17 protein-coding genes and 1 pseudogene are annotated in these 17,345 nt (G+C 60.4%); 4 read left to right on the top strand and 14 right to left on the bottom strand.

The features are described from left to right. From BMY45_RS25835 to ccoN (BMY45_RS25885), 11 genes and pseudogenes are all read right to left on the bottom strand, one after another. A pseudogene (locus tag BMY45_RS25835) lies at positions 1–613 on the bottom strand (type IV secretion protein Rhs); the annotation flags it as partial. Between the two features lie 90 nt (positions 614–703). After that, complete coding sequence (locus tag BMY45_RS25840) at positions 704–1,114, bottom strand: type II toxin-antitoxin system VapC family toxin (protein ID WP_092403061.1); 411 nt, start codon at positions 1,112–1,114, stop codon at positions 704–706. Next, positions 1,114–1,368 carry a type II toxin-antitoxin system Phd/YefM family antitoxin gene (locus tag BMY45_RS25845; RefSeq protein WP_092403063.1) on the bottom strand — a complete coding sequence of 85 codons (255 nt, stop codon included), beginning with the start codon at positions 1,366–1,368 and terminating at the stop codon, positions 1,114–1,116. The genes BMY45_RS25840 and BMY45_RS25845 overlap by 1 nt, the downstream gene beginning before the upstream one ends. A 148-nt stretch (positions 1,369–1,516) precedes the next feature. Next, a complete protein-coding gene (ccoP, locus tag BMY45_RS25850) occupies positions 1,517–2,500 on the bottom strand; it encodes a cytochrome-c oxidase, cbb3-type subunit III (RefSeq protein ID WP_092403065.1) in 984 nt (327 codons plus the stop codon). Next, positions 2,497–2,682 (bottom strand): CcoQ/FixQ family Cbb3-type cytochrome c oxidase assembly chaperone, encoded by a 186-nt coding sequence (locus BMY45_RS25855; protein WP_003183474.1) that lies wholly within the window; start codon positions 2,680–2,682, stop codon positions 2,497–2,499. The genes ccoP (BMY45_RS25850) and BMY45_RS25855 overlap by 4 nt, the downstream gene beginning before the upstream one ends. 5 nt (positions 2,683–2,687) lie before the next feature. Further along, entirely contained in the window at positions 2,688–3,296 is a 609-nt protein-coding gene (ccoO, locus tag BMY45_RS25860) for a cytochrome-c oxidase, cbb3-type subunit II (protein ID WP_014339380.1), read from the bottom strand. Further along, complete coding sequence (gene ccoN, locus BMY45_RS25865) at positions 3,296–4,738, bottom strand: cytochrome-c oxidase, cbb3-type subunit I (protein WP_047227187.1); 1,443 nt, start codon at positions 4,736–4,738, stop codon at positions 3,296–3,298. The genes ccoO (BMY45_RS25860) and ccoN (BMY45_RS25865) overlap by 1 nt, the downstream gene beginning before the upstream one ends. A gap of 482 nt (positions 4,739–5,220) precedes the next feature. Next, on the bottom strand, positions 5,221–6,174 hold the full coding sequence (gene ccoP, locus BMY45_RS25870) for a cytochrome-c oxidase, cbb3-type subunit III (RefSeq protein WP_092403067.1): 954 nt from the start codon (positions 6,172–6,174) through the stop codon (positions 5,221–5,223). Next, entirely contained in the window at positions 6,171–6,374 is a 204-nt protein-coding gene (locus BMY45_RS25875; RefSeq protein WP_092403069.1) for a cbb3-type cytochrome oxidase subunit 3, read from the bottom strand. The genes ccoP (BMY45_RS25870) and BMY45_RS25875 overlap by 4 nt, the downstream gene beginning before the upstream one ends. Before the next feature lie 4 nt (positions 6,375–6,378). Next, on the bottom strand, positions 6,379–6,987 hold the full coding sequence (ccoO, locus tag BMY45_RS25880) for a cytochrome-c oxidase, cbb3-type subunit II (RefSeq protein ID WP_092403071.1): 609 nt from the start codon (positions 6,985–6,987) through the stop codon (positions 6,379–6,381). 10 nt (positions 6,988–6,997) lie between these two features. Continuing rightward, positions 6,998–8,422: a cytochrome-c oxidase, cbb3-type subunit I gene (ccoN, locus tag BMY45_RS25885; protein ID WP_092403073.1), complete on the bottom strand. Its 1,425-nt coding sequence runs from the start codon at positions 8,420–8,422 to the stop codon at positions 6,998–7,000. Between the two features lie 96 nt (positions 8,423–8,518). Here ccoN (BMY45_RS25885) and BMY45_RS25890 point away from each other — a divergent pair, with 96 nt between their 5' ends. Then, positions 8,519–9,211 carry an alpha/beta family hydrolase gene (locus tag BMY45_RS25890; protein ID WP_092403075.1) on the top strand — a complete coding sequence of 231 codons (693 nt, stop codon included), beginning with the start codon at positions 8,519–8,521 and terminating at the stop codon, positions 9,209–9,211. 194 nt (positions 9,212–9,405) lie between these two features. Here the strand turns inward: BMY45_RS25890 and BMY45_RS25895 are convergent, their stop codons facing one another. Continuing rightward, positions 9,406–10,971 carry a methyl-accepting chemotaxis protein gene (locus BMY45_RS25895; protein ID WP_092403077.1) on the bottom strand — a complete coding sequence of 522 codons (1,566 nt, stop codon included), beginning with the start codon at positions 10,969–10,971 and terminating at the stop codon, positions 9,406–9,408. Between the two features lie 78 nt (positions 10,972–11,049). Then, positions 11,050–11,838, bottom strand: a complete 789-nt coding sequence (locus BMY45_RS25900) for a CPBP family intramembrane glutamic endopeptidase (protein ID WP_092403079.1) — start codon at positions 11,836–11,838, stop codon at positions 11,050–11,052. A gap of 681 nt (positions 11,839–12,519) precedes the next feature. Here BMY45_RS25900 and BMY45_RS25910 point away from each other — a divergent pair. Further along, positions 12,520–12,792: a colicin immunity domain-containing protein gene (locus tag BMY45_RS25910; protein WP_092403083.1), complete on the top strand. Its 273-nt coding sequence runs from the start codon at positions 12,520–12,522 to the stop codon at positions 12,790–12,792. Positions 12,793–12,842: 50 nt separating this feature from the next. Next, the gene (locus BMY45_RS25915) at positions 12,843–13,115 is read left to right on the top strand and encodes a colicin immunity domain-containing protein (protein WP_092403085.1); all 273 of its coding nucleotides are present in this window, start codon (positions 12,843–12,845) and stop codon (positions 13,113–13,115) included. 86 nt (positions 13,116–13,201) lie between these two features. Here BMY45_RS25915 and acnA read toward each other — a convergent pair whose 3' ends face one another. Next, a complete protein-coding gene (acnA, locus tag BMY45_RS25920; RefSeq protein WP_092403087.1) occupies positions 13,202–15,943 on the bottom strand; it encodes an aconitate hydratase AcnA in 2,742 nt (913 codons plus the stop codon). 172 nt (positions 15,944–16,115) lie between these two features. On the opposite strand from acnA, the gene rlmM reads away from it, so the two are divergent. Further along, positions 16,116–17,189: a 23S rRNA (cytidine(2498)-2'-O)-methyltransferase RlmM gene (gene rlmM, locus BMY45_RS25925; RefSeq protein ID WP_092403089.1), complete on the top strand. Its 1,074-nt coding sequence runs from the start codon at positions 16,116–16,118 to the stop codon at positions 17,187–17,189. Positions 17,190–17,345: the final 156 nt, after the last annotated feature.

A 17,345-nucleotide genomic window follows, 5' to 3' on the forward strand; every position in this document is an offset into this window, starting at 1 on the left:
GCTGGCCGTTGATGGTGACTTTGTCCGAGCCTTCGGCCATGAACTGCGGCGGCATCGGTGGGTGCTTGGTGCAGATCACCAGGTCTTCCGGTCGGGTCTCTGTGCCGGGGGCGGGTGTGGCGACGGTGGGGCGCCACATCTGCGAGAAGAAGTTGCCGGCCATGTCCAGGTAGCTGGGCTCGGCTTCTTCTTCCGGCTCGGACATGTCCAATTCGGTGCCGGCCGGCGCGACCTGGGAAACAACCGCCCCGGCGGCGCGGGCCGAGGGGATGTTGTTGGTAAAGGTGTCCTTGGAGCCGGTGAGGATGTTGGCCTGCACCGTGGGCGGGAAGAGCGCGTTGCCAATGCCTTCGCAGATATTGCTCAGGCCTTCGTCGGCCCCGGTCTTGCTCATGGCAAGGCCCACGACCGCGCCCACCACCGCGCCGAGCAGGAAGCAACCCAAGCCACCCGTGGCGACGGTGATGCCGGTGGCGGCCACCACGGCAGCGGTCGCCAGGGCGGTGATGGCGATGTTCGCCGCCACTTCCAGTACGCCGCCGAGAATGTCGGCCATCATCGAGGTGTGGTTCAGTGCATCGCCCAGGCGAGCGGCCCAGAGCGCGTCAGACATGCCGGGGGCTCATCGTTGCGCGCTGAAGTGTTTCGATGTCCATTGCGCCTATCTCCTTGGCGGTAATTGATGGTCCGTCGCGACGTTATATTAGCTTGACCATGGATTGAGCAAGGCCACGCCGCTGCTTTGGAAATCAGTCACATTGCGGGTGACCACGGTCAGGCCATGGACCAGTGCGGTGGCGGCAATCAGTGCATCGCATTCATTGCTGCGATCCGGTACGTGCAGGCGAGCGCAGCGCAGCGCCACGGCGCGGTCGACCGACAGGATTCTTCCGGCGAATGCGGGCATGACGTGGTTATCCAGCCATGCGCGCAGGTGGCTGCCTTGCCCCGGGTCTTCGCGTTCGAAGCGCAACACGCCGGTTTCCAATTCCAATACGGTAATCGCCGAGACGTAAAGGCTGGGGGCGGGCACGCTACGCGCCCAGGCCTGTACGTTTTTATCGGCATGAGGCTTGCGCAGTTCCGAGATGACGCTGGTGTCGAGCAGGTACATCAGGACAGGTCCACCGGTCGAGGAGAGATGACGGCACGTTCGGTATCGAAATCAATATCTGGCGTGTCGGGCATGACCAGCAACTCGACAATGCTGGTGCCGATGCCGGTCAGTTTCTGGTACTCCTCAATGCTTAGCAGCACATGGGCCGGCTTGCCACGGTCGGTGATGATGACCGGCCCCTGGCGGGTGGCTTTTTTGGCACCACTTGTGTCGTGGTTGAATTCGCGGCTGGAAACAGTGGTGATGGACATGGCGGCGTCCTCAATAGAACTGAATGTAGGCACGTTACTACCGCTGCTGATTGTGGGCAAGATAGAACAATTTCGTCCTAACGCACCGGCAAACAAAAGGCCCCGTCAACGTTGGTTGACGGGGCCTTTGGTACATCAGGCGTGGGCTTTACTGGGCGTCAGCCGCAGGAGCCTTTTCACCGTGAGACAAGCTGTAGACGTAGGCGGCAAGCAGGTGGACCTTGTCGTTACCCTGCAGATCGGCCTGGGCAGGCATCTGGCCCTGGCGACCGTAACGGATGGTCTGCTGCAACTGAGCGAAACTCGAACCGTAGATGAAACCTGCCGGGTGGGTCAGGTCAGGTGCGCCCATCGCAGGCGTGCCCTTGCCGGCTGGGCCGTGGCAGGCCACGCAGTTGGCTGCGAACAGCTTCTGGCCGTTGGCCGGATCGGCCTTGGCGCCTTCCGGCAGTTTACGGCCGTGCAGACTGGTCACCACGTAGGCAGAGACGTCGGCAACACCTTGCTCGCCAACCACGGCAGCCCAGCCCGGCATCACCGCATGACGACCGCCCATGATGGTGGTCTTGATGGTTTCCGGCTCACCACCCCAGCGCCAGTCGGCGTCGGTCAGGTTCGGGAAGCCATAGGCACCCTTGGCGTCGGAACCGTGGCAGACCGAGCAGTTGGAGGCGAACAGGCGGCCACCCATCTTCAGGGCTTGCGGGTCCTTGGCGACTTCTTCAATCGGCATGGAAGCGAACTTGGCGAAGATCGGGCCGAACTTGGCGTCCGAACGAGCCATTTCCTTTTCCCACTCGTGAACGCCGGTCCAGCCGGTCTGGCCGTTGGCGAAAGGGGTCTGCTTTTCGGTGTCCAGGTAGTTATACCCTGGCAGCAGGCCTTTCCAGTTGCCCAGGCCCGGGTAGAGCACCAGATAACCCAAGGCGAAGATAATGGTGCCCACGAACAACATGAACCACCATTTAGGCAGTGGGTTGTCGTACTCTTCGATGCCATCGAACGAGTGACCAACAGTCTCGTCCGTTTGTTCGGCGCGCTGGCCCTTACGGGTCGACAGCAGCAGCCAGGTCAGGGCGAAGATCGTACCCAGACTGAGGACTGTGACGTACAGACTCCAGAACGTAGTCATTCTTTGTTACTCCTAGAAGCTTGCTCGACGTGCTTGATGGCTTCGGGATCATCCGCGAACGGCAGCAAGGTCGCGTCGTCAAACTCCGACTTGCGCTTGGGGCTGAACACCCACAACGCCAGACCGATAAAGGCCACCATCACGACGACGGTGCCCAGGCCACGAATCATCCCGATATCCATCTAAATCACCGTTTGCTTTTGATGATGGTGCCCAGGCCTTGCAGATAGGCCACCAGCGCGTCCATTTCAGTCTTGCCCTTCACGGCATCCTTGGCACCGGCGATGTCTTCATCGGTGTAAGGCACGCCCAGGGTCCGCAAGACTTCCATTTTCTTGGCGGTGTCTTTGCCGTCGAGCTTGTTTTCTACGAGGAACGGGTAAGCCGGCATTTTCGATTCAGGCACTACGTTGCGCGGGTTGTACAGGTGCGCACGCTGCCAATCGTCGGAGTAGCGGCCGCCAACACGGGCCAGGTCCGGGCCGGTACGCTTGGAACCCCACAGGAATGGGTGGTCCCAGACGCTTTCACCGGCGACCGAGTAGTGGCCGTAGCGTTCGGTTTCGGCGCGAAACGGACGGATCATCTGCGAGTGGCAGCCGACACAGCCGTTGGCGATGTAGACGTCGCGACCTTCCAGTTCAAGAGCGGTGCGCGGCTTCATGCCTTCGACCGGCTTGTTGGTCACGTCCTGGAAAAACAGCGGAACGATCTGGGTCAGGCCGCCGATGCTGACGGCGATGACCATGAAGAAGGCCAGCAGGCCGATATTCTTCTCTACTGTTTCGTGCTTCATCAGTGAGCTCCAACTACGGCGATCTTGGCGGCGGCTTCAGCTTCGGCCGGGTCAGAGGCACGAACGGTGCGATACACGTTGTAGGCCATGAACAGCATGCCGCTGGCGAAGAACGCGCCGCCCAGGGCACGGACGATGAAACCGGGGTGGCTGGCTTGCAGTGCTTCGACGAACGAGTAGGTCAGGGTGCCGTCGTCGTTGATTGCACGCCACATCAGGCCCTGGGTGATGCCGTTGACCCACATCGAGGCGATGTAGAGCACGGTGCCAATGGTGGCGAGCCAGAAGTGAGTGTTGATCAGGCCGGTGCTGTGCATCTGCGCACGACCGAACAGTTTAGGGATCATGTGGTAGATCGCGCCGATGGAAATCATCGCAACCCAGCCCAACGCACCAGCGTGTACGTGGCCGATGGTCCAGTCGGTGTAGTGGCTCAGGGAGTTGACGGTCTTGATGGCCATCATCGGGCCTTCGAAGGTCGACATGCCGTAGAACGCCAGGGAAACCACCAGGAACCGCAGGATCGGGTCGGTGCGCAGCTTATGCCAGGCGCCCGAGAGGGTCATCATGCCGTTGATCATGCCGCCCCAGCTCGGAGCCAGCAGGATGATCGACATCGCCATGCCCAGGGACTGTGCCCAGTCCGGCAGCGCGGTGTAGTGCAGGTGGTGCGGGCCGGCCCAGATGTACAGGGTGATCAGCGCCCAGAAGTGGACGATGGACAGGCGATAGGAATAGATCGGACGCTCGGCCTGTTTTGGCACGAAGTAATACATCATCCCCAGGAAGCCGGTGGTCAGGAAGAAGCCCACGGCGTTGTGGCCGTACCACCACTGGATCATCGCGTCGGTGGCGCCCGAGTAGGCCGAGTAAGACTTGAAGAAGCTGACCGGCAGGGACGCGTGGTTGACGATGTGCAGCATGGCGGTCACGACGATGAAGGCACCGTAGAACCAGTTACCGACATAGATGTGCTTGGTCTTGCGCTTGACGATAGTGCCGAAGAACACCAGACCGTAGGTCACCCAGACGATGGCCAGCAGAATAGCCAGGGGCCATTCCAGCTCTGCGTATTCCTTGGTGGTGGTGAAACCCATCGGCAAGGTCACGATCGCACCGACGATCACCGCTTGCCAACCCCAGAAGGTGAAGGCGGCGAGGCTGTCGGAAATCAGTCGCGTTTGGCAGGTTCGCTGCACGACGTAATAGGAAGTGGCAAACAACGCACAACCACCGAAGGCGAAGATCACCAGGTTGGTGTGCAGCGGGCGCAGGCGTCCAAACGTCGTCCATGGCAGATCGAAGTTCAACTCCGGCCAGACCAGTTGCGAGGCGATGAATACACCGAGCCCCATGCCAAGGATCCCCCAGACCACCGTCATGATGGCGAACTGGCGGACTACCTTATAGTTATAAGCAGTCGGACTGATTGCTGTGCTCATTCTAAGGTTCCACGGTTTGGGTGTTTTATTAGGATAAAAATCGGTCGCAAGTATGGAGAAAGCGGGGGGTCATTGCAACGCGCCATGACCTGGGTCAATGCTTTCCAAAGCAGATTCTGCGGCCTTTCCATGCGTGACGTAGGGACAAAATCGGGCCCCGGCAAATTGTCGCGGCGAAGGAAAGAGGCGAGGGGGTCGGGTCGGTTGTAACGGGGTGTGTTCCAACACGGCGTTCGGGTCATGGGAGGCCCTGGGCGCAATAGCCGGTATCTACCGGCCTTTGCGGCCTTTTTATCGAACGGTTTGTGGGACACATCGGCTCGGATCGACCTGAAACCGGCAATCGCCAGTGCATGCTCGGGCAAGCTTAGACCCGATTGCAGGTAACCGAAAGGCGCGAAGAGAAGGGGTGCGACAATGAGTCGCGCAGGGGCACGGAACCGCCGCATCCAGATGGATGCGGCTGTTCGTGTGGTCAGGATTTATTCGCTTTTGCGTTCAGCTTGCAGGCGCTCGGTGCCCGCCGCGTGGGACAGGCTGTAGACGTAAGCCGCAAGCAGTTGCACCTTGTCATTGCCGAGCAGCTCATTCTGCGCCGGCATATGGCCCTGGCGGCCATGACGGATGGTCTGTTGCAGTTGCGCCAGGCTGGTGCCGTAGATGAAGCCTGCCGGCAAGGTCAGGTCTGGCGCGCCCATGGCTTCGGTGCCTTTACCGTTGGCACCGTGGCAGGCGACGCAGGTGGTGTTGAACGCCTGCTGGCCTGCTTGCAGGTCGGCGCCGCTGTCTGCCGGCAGCGGCAGGCCCGCCAGATCATGGCGCACATACGCGGCCACGTTCTTGACGCCGGCTTCGCCCAGCACTTCTCCCCAGGCCGGCATCGCGGCCATGCGACCGCCCATGATGGTGGCCTTGATGGTTTCGGCACTGCCGCCCCAGCGCCAGTGGCTGTCGGCCAGGTTCGGGAAGCCGAAGGCACCCTTGGCGTCCGAGCCGTGGCAGACCGAGCAGTTGGAGGCGAACAAGCGGCCACCCATCTTCAATGCCTGCGGGTCCTTGGCAACTTCTTCCACCGGCATGGCGGCGAACTTGGCGAAGATCGGCCCGAATTTGGCGTCGGCCCTGGCCATTTCCTTTTCCCATTCATGGGCGCCGGTCCAGCCATTTTCGTAGCCGGGCAAGATGCCTTTCCAGTTGCCCAGGCCCGGGTAGAGCACCAGGTAGCCGACGGAAAACACCAGGGTGCCGGCGAACAACAGGAACCACCACTGCGGCAACGGGTTGTCGTACTCCTCGATGCCGTCGAAGCTGTGGCCCATGGTCTGGTCGACGCTGCCCTTGGTCTCGCCCTTGCGGGTGCCGATCAGCAGCCAGGTCAGACCGATCAGGCTGCCGATGGTCAGTACGCTGATCCACGTACTCCAGAAGGTGGTCATGGCCGGGTGCTCCTTGTTGCGGGGTCTTGGGGGTTGGCGATGTCGGCGGGCGGCTCGTCGGCGAACGGCAGCAGGCGTGCTTCGGCAAATTCCGGGCTGCGCTTGCTGCTGAACACCCACAGGGTCAGGCCGATGAAGGCCACGAACACCACGACCGTGCCCAGGCCGCGGATCATTCCAGTGCTCATTTCAAGGAACATAGGCTCACCTCTTGCTCTTGATGGCAGTGCCGAGCACTTGCAGGTAGGCCACCAGGGCGTCCATTTCGGTCTTGCCGTTGAGGGAGGCCACGCTGGCGCTGATGTCGTCATCGGTGTACGGCACACCCAGGGTGCGCATGGTGCGCAGCTTGGTTTCGGTGTGGCTGCTGTCAACCGCCTGAGTTACCAGCCATGGATAGGCCGGCATCTTCGACTCGGGCACCACGTTGCGCGGGTTGTACAGGTGGGCGCGATGCCAGTCATCGGAGTAGCGCGCGCCGACCCGGGCCAGGTCCGGCCCGGTGCGCTTGGAGCCCCACAGGAACGGGTGGTCCCAAACGCTTTCACCGGCGACCGAGTAGTGGCCGTAGCGCTCGGTCTCGGCGCGGAACGGACGGATCATCTGCGAATGGCAGCCGACGCAGCCTTCGCGGATATAGATGTCACGGCCTTCCAGTTGCAGCGCGGTGTAGGGCTTCATGCCGTCCACCGGTTTGTTGGTCACGTCCTGGAAGAACAGCGGCACGATCTGGGTCAGGCCGCCAATACTCACGGCCAGGACCATCAGCAGCATCAGCAGGCCGACGTTTTTTTCGATTGTTTCGTGTTTCATGGCGGACTCCTCAAGCCATCTGCGCGGCAGCGGCGGCTTCGTCAGGCTGGTAGGCCCGCACGGTGCGCCAGGTGTTGTAGGCCATCAGCAACATGCCGAAGAGGAAGATTGCCCCGCCCGCCAACCGCACGACGAAGCCGGGGTGGCTGGCCACCAGGGTTTCGACGAAGGAGTAGGTCAAGGTGCCGTCCTCGTTCACCGCACGCCACATCAGGCCCTGGGCGATGCCGTTGACCCACATGGAGGCGATGTACAGCACGGTGCCGATGGTCGCGAGCCAGAAGTGCGCGTTGATCAGGCCGATGCTGTGCATTTGGGGGCGGCCGAAGACTTTCGGGATCATGTGATACAGCGCGCCGATGGAAATCATCGCCACCCAGCCCAAGGCGCCGGCGTGAACGTGGCCGATGGTCCAGTCGGTGTAGTGGGAGAGGGCGTTGACGGTCTTGATGGCCATCATCGGGCCTTCGAAGGTCGACATGCCGTAGAACGCCAGGGATACCACCAGGAACCGCAGGATCGGGTCGCTGCGCAATTTATGCCAGGCACCCGAGAGGGTCATCATGCCGTTGATCATGCCGCCCCAGCTCGGCGCCAGCAGGATCAGCGACATCACCATGCCCAGCGACTGCGCCCAGTCCGGCAGCGCGGTGTAGTGCAGGTGGTGCGGGCCGGCCCAGATGTACAGGGTGATCAGCGCCCAGAAGTGCACGATGGACAAGCGATAGGAATACACCGGACGCTCGGCCTGCTTGGGCACGAAGTAATACATCATCCCCAGGAAGCCTGCGGTGAGGAAGAAGCCCACGGCGTTGTGGCCGTACCACCATTGCACCATCGCATCGGTGGCCCCGGCATACACCGAGTAGGATTTGGTGAAGCTCACCGGCAGTTCCAGGTTGTTGACGATGTGCAGGATCGCCACGGTCAGGATGAACCCGCCGAAGAACCAGTTACCGACATAGATGTGTTTGGTGTTGCGCTTGGCCACGGTGCCGAAGAACACGATGGCGTAGGCGACCCAGACGATGGTGATCAGAATGTCGATCGGCCATTCCAGTTCGGCGTATTCCTTGGAGCTGGTGTAGCCCAGCGGCAGGCTGATGGCCGCCAGTAGAATCACCAACTGCCAGCCCCAGAAGCAGAACGCGGCCAGTTTCGGGGCGAACAATTGAGTCTGGCAGGTGCGTTGCACCGAATAGAACGAACTGGCGAACAGGGCGCAGCCGCCGAAGGCGAAGATCACCGCGTTGGTATGCAACGGGCGCAGGCGGCCGAAGCTGGTCCACGGCAAATCGAAGTTGAGCTGTGGCCAGACCAATTGGGCCGCGAGAAAAACCCCGAGCCCCATGCCGACGATGCCCCACACCACCGTCATAATGGCGAATTGGCGGACCACCTTGTAGTTGTAGGCGGTACTGATAGATGTGTTCATGGTTCCCCATCCACGGTTCAGCCGAAGTGAGCGCCTGCGCAAGGCAGTGCGGCGTTCTTCGCCTGGAGTTATAGGCAGACTAAAAGCGAGGCAAGCATGGACAAACAGCACAAGGCCAGTATTGATAGAGATCAATGGGCGCGATGTGTGGCCGAACACGGCTGGCTATGGACAGCGGCGCAAACGGGTGTCAGCGCCGAGCCACCGACCCTGATCCTCGCCCATGGCGCCGGAGCGCCGATGGACAGCGGGTTCATGAACGAAATGGCCGCGCGCCTTGCCGGGCATGGCATCAACGTGTTGCGCTTCGAGTTTCCCTACATGGCTCAACGACGCCTGGACGGCGGTAAACGTCCGCCGAACCCGACTCCCAGGTTGCTGGAGTGCTGGCGCGAGGTGTACGCCACGGTGCGGCCTTATGTCGCTGGGCGGCTGGCCATTGGCGGCAAGTCCATGGGCGGGCGCATGGCGAGCCTGCTGGCCGATGAGCTGGAAGCTGATGCCCTGGTGTGCCTGGGGTATCCCTTCTACGCGGTGGGCAAACCGCAGAAGCCGCGGGTCGAGCACTTGGCAGAATTGAAGACCCCGACCCTGATCGTCCAGGGCGAGCGTGATGCGTTGGGTAACCGCGAGGCAGTGCAGGGTTACGTGCTGTCACCGAGTATCGAGGTGATGTGGCTGGAGGCGGGGGATCATGATCTGAAACCGCTCAAGGCCTCGGGGTTTAGCCATGAGCAGCATTTGGAGGCGGCGGCGGGCAGGGTGGCGGCGTTTCTTCTTCTGGATTGATTGCGCCTGTCCTGGCCTCTTCGCGAGCAAGCCCGCTCCCACAGGGGGATTGCAGTTGTTCATGCGAACGCATTTCAAAAAGGTGGGAGCGGGCTTGCTCGCGAAGACGGTTCATAACGCGACACCACTTTTGAATTGGCAATAAAAAAACCGGGGAGTATCACCTCCCCGGTTTTTTATTGAACAGGCCTCTGTCAGCGGTTAAACCGCTCCACCAACGAATACTGCGTATTGGCCGTACGGGTCAGTTCTTCGCTGAGCAGCGCCGAGCTGTGGGCCTGGCCCGAGGTCTGGTCGGCCAGTTCCGAGATGTTGCTGATGTTGCGGCTGATCTCCTCGGCCACCGCGCTTTGTTCCTCGGTAGCGGCAGCGATCTGCGTGGTCATGTCGGTGATGTTGGCCACCGCCTCACTGATGCCCACCAGCGCCGCGTCCGCTTCCATGACCCGCGCCACGCCTTCTTCGGCCTGGCGGTGGCCGGCATCCATGGTCTGCACGGCATTGGTGGCAGTTTGCTGGAGTTTGGCGATCAGGGCGTGGATCTGCCCGGTGGACTCACTGGTACGTTGCGCCAGTTGGCGCACTTCGTCCGCCACCACGGCAAAGCCGCGACCCATTTCCCCGGCACGTGCCGCTTCGATGGCGGCGTTGAGGGCCAGCAGGTTGGTCTGGTCGGCAATGCCTTTGATCACGTCCACCACGCCACCGATCTCGTCGCTGTCCTTGGCCAGCTGGGTCACGGTCTGCCCGGTCTCGCCCACCACCACCGACAAACGCTCGATGGCTTCACGGGTTTCCCCGGCGATGTCGCGTCCACGACTGGTCAGGCGATTGGCTTCCTGGGTGGCGTCGGCGGTGCGTTGCACGTGGCTGGCGACTTCCTGGGTCGTCGCGGCCATCTCGTTGACGGCGGTGGCCACCTGTTCGGTCTCCACTCGCTGGCGTTCCAGCCCACTGGAGCTGTTATGGGCCAGCGAGTTCGACTGCCGCGCCTGCTCGTTGAGGTGTTCGGCAGTGTCCTGCAATCGGGTCAGGCAGGTTTTCAGGCGAGCTTCCTGGCTGAGGATCGACATCTCCAGGCGCGCCTGGACGCCACGGCTGTCGGTGTACATCCGGGCGATCAACGGGTCGGAGGTGGTTTGCTCGGCCAGGCGCAGCAGGCGCTTGATCCCGCGCTGCTGCCATTGCAAGCCCATCAGGCCCAGCGGCACCGAGAGTGCGGCAGCCAGGGCAAAGCCCCAGGAGGAATTGAGAAACGCACCAACGACGAAGCTCAACTGGCTGACCAGGATAAACGGCAGCCAGTCCTGCAGGATCGGTAACCATTTGTCGCTGGGCGGGATCGCCGGCTTACCCTGGTTGATACGTTGATAGAGCGCTTCGGCCCGAGTGATCTGCTCGGCACTGGGCTTGACCCGCACCGACTCGTAGCCGATCACCTGGTTGCCTTCGAACACGGGAGTGACGTAGGCGTTGACCCAGTAGTGGTCGCCGCTCTTGCAGCGATTCTTGACGATGCCCATCCATGGCAAGCCTTGTTTCAGCGTGTCCCACATATGGGCGAACACGGCCGACGGCACATCCGGATGGCGTACCAGGTTGTGGGGCGCGCGGATCAGTTCCTCTTTGGAAAACCCGCTGATTTCAACGAATGCGTCGTTGCAATAGGTGATTACACCTTTGGCATCGGTGGTGGAAATCAGTCGTTGTTGGGCCGGGAAGGTCCTTTCGCGTTGTGTGACGGGCTGGTTGTTACGCATGGTGTGTGTAGATCCGCAAGGCTTTGAAAGGTTGTCGGCGCCGTCAGGTTTTTATTGAAGTTATTTTTCCGGTCGGTATCACGCCAGCATCGGGTAGGTAAATAGGGCGAAATGAAGCAGATTGAGGCCAAAGTGGGCGGCAATCGCCGCCCCCAGCCCACCAAAGCGATAAGCCAGGCCGTAACCGACCCCCGCCATGCCCGACAGCAGCACCCATTGCCATCCCGCCCCGGCATGCACCAGGCCGAACAGCAGCGAGGCCAGGAGCAGCGCCAAGTTGTCGCCATAGCTCAGATGCTTGAAGCGCCGGCTCAGGCCTCCCTGAATGTAGCCACGAAACAGCGCTTCCTCCACCAGCGTCACCAATAAAAGATTATTGAGTACCCATATCCAGGCCGGCTCCGGCCACTTCGGTGCCCAATGGATCATTCCCAGCAGCATCGCCCCGCCCAGCGCCAGCACGGCGCTGAGGGTCAGGCCCAGGGCCGTGGCCTGTACCGACAGGCGAAGCGTGCGCCTGCCGACGATCCAGGGACACGCCAGCAGTAACCAGAAGCCGATCAGCGGCTTGTCCTGATTCAGGTACATGGCAAATGGCACTGCATCATCGGTGAAGCGTTGCGGCGGGATCGCCCGACCGTTGAAGAAGCCAGGCATCCAGTGCAAGGCCAGCGCCAGGGCCATCACCACAAACAGACCATGGCCGAGAAACTGGCCAACCGGCGTCTGCTGCTGGCGCACCGCATATCCGGCGAACAGCAACAACGCGACCGAAATCGCAGCAGTCCAGGCCAGTTGGCCGAAGGCCAGGGCGAGGGCATAGCCGATGGAAAGAAAGGCCAGGTATGGCCAGGGCAGGGCAGGCATAGCACATCCTTGGAGATTGGAAGCGGTTGAGCTGGCAAGACGGGCGGGATTATAGGCAGACCTATAGAAAAACACCGCCCATAAAAGGCGGTGTTTTTTGTAAGACGCTTCCTTTTTTCCTGCGGTCAACTGCTGCGGGGCATCGTACCGGGCCCCTCAGCCTGGAAATATCCCACTTCATTAAAGGGGGTGATCTGACACAACACTTCAACTCGTTCCGGGCTACCTTCTTCGGTGGCGCGATATTTAATGCATTTTTAGATGCTGTTCAGCGGTTGTGTGAATTTGGACAAGACGTAACAGTGGGTTGTTTGTGGTGTGGTTTTTATATAGGTTTGGAAGGTTAAAAAATACAAGGCAGTAGCGGTTTTTTAATGTTCCTGATGAGGGTCGATATTTTTTACTTAAATGGGGTTTAGGTATGTCGGATGTAGGTGAAGGATTTGTCCCGGATCAGCCCTGTCATATGGGCGGAGGTCGGGAGGCTATTGAAGCGCACCTGAAGGATCATGAGACGGTCGAAAAGGGGGAGTGTCTGAGAAAGGTTGGTTCTAAGGTGTTCTTTGGTCAGAAAACAAATGATGTGGTTGTAATCGATAAGGATGGGCGGTTTGTGACCGGATGGCGTCTCGATCCCGATACCCCCTAGCTCAAGGGTTATATTAATAGTGGGGTGCTACCATGAGTTTTGAATTGATTACTTTTGCGAAGCGGTTTGTCGGGGGAAAGGTTTCTGCTGAAGTTTTCGCCGATGCTTATATGGCGAATTGGAAGGCGGAGCGGGACCAGTACAAGCTTAAGGATGATCCGGATGATGTTTCGGAATGCGCTTCCAGTATTTTTATACTGGCTGATTGTTATAATCCCGGTTCTGATCGGGATGCGGCTGAGTTAGATGCGATTGGTTTGAAGAAGGAGGTTGGAACTCTCCTGAGGAAATTTGATTTGGGTTGAGTGTTTTAGTCGATAAGTCAAAGATATGGGGTGGTACGGGGCGGTGAGTAATGAGTATGAGATTGATTGAGCTGGCGAAACAGTTGGTGTCTTCAGAAATTACGGCTGCTTATTATGAGCTCGAATATTTGGCTATTTGGCGGGAGGAAGGTAAGGCCGGTCTTTTGGCTCAAGACCCAAAGACGTTGGGGGAGTGTGCATCGACGTTATTTATATTGGCTGACTGTTACAATCCTGACCCGGATCGGCATGATTCTGAACTCGATGAAGAAGGGTTGAAGCAAGAGGTGGAGGCAACGTTGAGGAAGTTTGATTTCCTTTAAAATCTCGTAGAATTGACAGCAGCTACCTTCTAAAAGGAGGCTGCTGTCAAAACTGCCCATCTATCATCGCGCTACATTCGTCGAATCTACGCTGTAATCAACTGACGCAACACATAGTGCAAGATCCCCCCAGCCTTGAAGTACTCCACCTCATTAAGGGTATCGATCCGGCACAACACCTCGATTCGCTCCTGTCGGCCGTCTTCGCGGGTGATGACCAGCGGCAGGTTCATGCGGGGCGTCAGTTCGACGTCGCTCAGGCCCAGGATGTCCAGGGTTTCCTTGCCGGTGAGGTTCAAACTCTTGCGATTCTGATCGAGCTTGAACTGCAACGGCAGCACGCCCATGCCCACCAGGTTGGAGCGATGGATGCGCTCGAAGCTCTCGGCGATCACCGCCTTGACCCCCAACAGGTTGGTGCCCTTGGCTGCCCAGTCCCGGCTCGAACCGGTGCCGTATTCCTGCCCGGCGATCACGACCAGGGGCGTGCCGCTGGCCTGATACGACATGGCGGCGTCGTAGATCGGCATTTTCTCGCCACTGGGGATGTAGATCGTATTGCCGCCTTCTTCGCCGCCGAGCATTTCGTTGCGGATGCGGATATTGGCGAAGGTGCCGCGCATCATGACCTGATGGTTACCGCGCCTTGAACCGTAGGAGTTGAAGTCCCGGGGCTCTACGCCCTGTTCGCGCAGATAGCGGCCGGCCGGGCTGTCGGTCTTGATGTTGCCGGCCGGGGAGATGTGGTCGGTGGTCACCGAGTCGCCGAGCAAAGCCAGGATTTTTGCACCTTCGACATTTTTGATGACCGGTGGCGGCCCACTGATGTTCTCGAAGAACGGCGGGTGCTGGATATAGGTCGAGTCCGATTGCCAGACGTAAGTCGCCGCTTGCGGCACCTCGATAGCCTGCCATTGCTCATCACCGGCAAACACGGCGGCGTATTCCTTGTGGAACATGCTCGTGTTCACCTGGGCCACCGCGTTGGCGACTTCCTGGCTGCTGGGCCAGATGTCACGCAGGTACACCGGGTTGCCGTCGCGGTCGTTGCCCAGCGGTTCACTGCTGATGTCGATGCGCACCGTGCCGGCCAGGGCATAGGCAACCACCAGGGGCGGTGACGCCAGCCAGTTGGTTTTGACCAACGGGTGCACGCGGCCTTCGAAGTTACGATTACCCGACAGCACCGAGGCTACCGTCAGGTCGGCGCTCTGGATGGCTTTTTCGATCGGCTCGGGCAACGGCCCCGAGTTGCCGATGCAGGTCGTGCAACCGTAACCCACCAGATCGAAACCCAGTTTGTCCAGGTACTCGGTCAGCCCGGCGGCCTTGTAGTAATCGGTGACCACCTTGGAACCCGGCGCCAGGGAACTCTTGACCCACGGCTTACGGGTCAGGCCTTTCTCCACGGCTTTTTTCGCCAGCAGCCCGGCGGCCATCATCACGCTGGGGTTGGAGGTGTTGGTGCAGGAGGTAATGGCTGCAATCACCACCGCGCCGTTTTTCAGGCGATGGGTCTGGCCCTCGAATTCGTACTCGCTTTCCCCCACCTGATCGGCGTTGCCTACCGCGACCCCACCACCACCTTCGCTTTCCAGGCGGCCTTCTTCTTTGCTGGTGGGTTTGACGTTAAGGCCCAGGAAGTCGCTGAAAGCCTGGCCGACATTCGGCAGCGAGACCCGGTCTTGAGGACGCTTTGGCCCGGCGAGACTGGCCTCGACGCTACCCATGTCCAGTTCCAGTGTGTCGGTGAATACCGGTTCCTGGCCGGGCAGCCGCCACAGGCCCTGGGCCTTGCAATAGGCTTCCACCAGCTTTACGGTTTCGGCCGGACGTCCGGACAGGCGCAAGTAGTCCAGGGTCACGTCGTCCACCGGGAAGAAGCCGCAGGTGGCGCCGTATTCCGGGGCCATGTTGGCGATGGTGGCGCGGTCGGCCAACGGCAGGTCGGCAAGGCCGTCGCCATAGAACTCGACGAATTTTCCCACCACACCTTTCTTGCGCAGCATCTGCGTGACCGTCAGCACCAGATCGGTGGCGGTGATGCCTTCGCGCAGCTTGCCGATGAGCTTGAAGCCAATGACTTCTGGAATCAGCATCGACACCGGCTGGCCGAGCATGGCCGCTTCGGCCTCGATCCCACCGACGCCCCAGCCCAGTACACCGAGGCCATTGATCATGGTGGTGTGGGAGTCGGTGCCCACCAAGGTGTCCGGGAACGCGTAGGTCCGTCCGTCTTCCTCTTTTGTCCACACGGTGCGGCCCAGGTATTCGAGATTGACCTGGTGGCAGATGCCGGTGCCTGGCGGCACCACGCTGAAGTTGTCGAAGGCGCTCTGGCCCCAGCGCAGGAAGGCATAACGCTCCCCGTTGCGCTGCATTTCGATATCGACGTTCTGTTCGAACGCCTGGCTGCTGGCGAAATTGTCCACCATCACCGAATGGTCGATCACCAGGTCCACGGGTGAGAGCGGGTTGATCCGCTGCGGATCGCCACCGGCTTTTTCCATGGCGGCGCGCATGGCGGCCAGATCGACCACGGCCGGGACGCCAGTGAAGTCTTGCATCAGGACTCGGGCAGGACGGTATTGAATTTCCCGGTCGGAACGACGCTCCTTCAGCCAGCCGGCCAGGGCCTTGAGATCGGTGCCGGTGACCGTTTTTTCATCTTCCCAGCGCAGCAGGTTCTCCAGCAGCACCTTGAGGGACATGGGCAACCGGTCCAGGTCTCCCAGGCTTCGGGCGGCGTCCGGCAGGCTGAAATAGTGGTAAATCCTGGCGTCGACTTGCAGCGTTTTAAGGGTTTTCAGGCTATCGAGGGACGGCATTGAAATGACTCCTTTGAGTCCGCACGGCTACGGACTGACGGGACGGACAGAGCCTTTAACCTAGCCCTGTTTTGAACGTATGACTAATCACTGGACTCTACGAGCAGGTTTGGGGTTCCGAACTCCGCTATCATGCGCCGGTTTTCGTGACAGGCTTTGCTACGGAGTTTCAATGAACACGCTTTTCATGCACTGCCGACCAGGTTTCGAAGGCGAGGTCTGTTCCGAGATCGCCGAACACGCCGCACGGCTGAACGTGGCCGGCTACGCCAAGGCCAAGCCGGCCAGCGCCTGCGCCGAATTTGTCTGCACCGAAGACGACGGCGCCGAGCGACTGATGCGCGGCCAGCGTTTCGCCGAGCTGATTTTTCCGCGTCAGTGGGCGCGCGGCACCTTCATCGATCTGCCGGAAACCGACCGCATCAGTGTCATCCTGGCCCACATGGTCGATTTCCCGACCTGCGGCAGCCTGTGGCTGGAGGTGGTGGACACCAATGACGGTAAAGAACTGTCGAACTTCTGCAAAAAATTCGAAGGGCCGCTGCGCAAGGCGCTGACCGGCGCCGGCAAACTGGTGGATGACCCGCACAAGCCGCGCCTGCTGTTGACCTTCAAGAGCGGTCGCGAAGTGTTCCTGGGCCTGGCGCAGCCCGATAATTCGGCCATGTGGCCGATGGGCATTCCACGCCTGAAATTTCCTCGCGAGGCACCGAGCCGGTCCACCCTCAAGCTGGAAGAGGCCTGGCACCACTTTATTCCTCGGGATCAGTGGGACGAGCGCCTGCACAGCGACATGACCGGTGTGGACCTCGGCGCCGCGCCGGGCGGCTGGACCTGGCAACTGGTCAACCGCGGCATGCTGGTGACGGCCATCGACAACGGGCCGATGGCCGAAAGCCTGATGGACACCGGTCTTGTACAGCACCTGATGGCGGACGGCTTTACCTTCAAACCCAAGCAGCCGGTGGACTGGATGGTCTGTGACATCGTCGAGAAGCCGGCGCGTAATGCGGCGATGCTGGAAGAGTGGATCGGCGAAGGGCACTGCCGCGAGGCGGTGGTCAACCTCAAGCTGCCGATGAAGCAGCGTTACGCCGAAGTGAAACGCCTGCTCGAACGTATCGCCGACGGCTTCAAGGCCCGGGGTATCAAGGTCGAGATCGGCTGCAAGCAGCTATACCATGACCGTGAGGAAGTGACGTGTCATCTGCGGCGACTGGACACCAAAAAGCCCAAGTCCCGCTAGCGATCAAAAGGTCATGAAAGTTATCTGTGGGAGCGGGCTTGCTCGCGAAAGCGATGTGTCAGTCAGCACTTGAATAGCAGACAGATCGCCTTCGCGAGCAAGCTCGCTCCCACAGGTAAAGTGCCAGGCCAGGGGTGACCGCGCACCGACATTGCG

It is taken from the genome of Pseudomonas sp. NFACC39-1 (assembly GCF_900110355.1).
GTDB lineage: Bacteria > Pseudomonadota > Gammaproteobacteria > Pseudomonadales > Pseudomonadaceae > Aquipseudomonas > Aquipseudomonas tehranensis.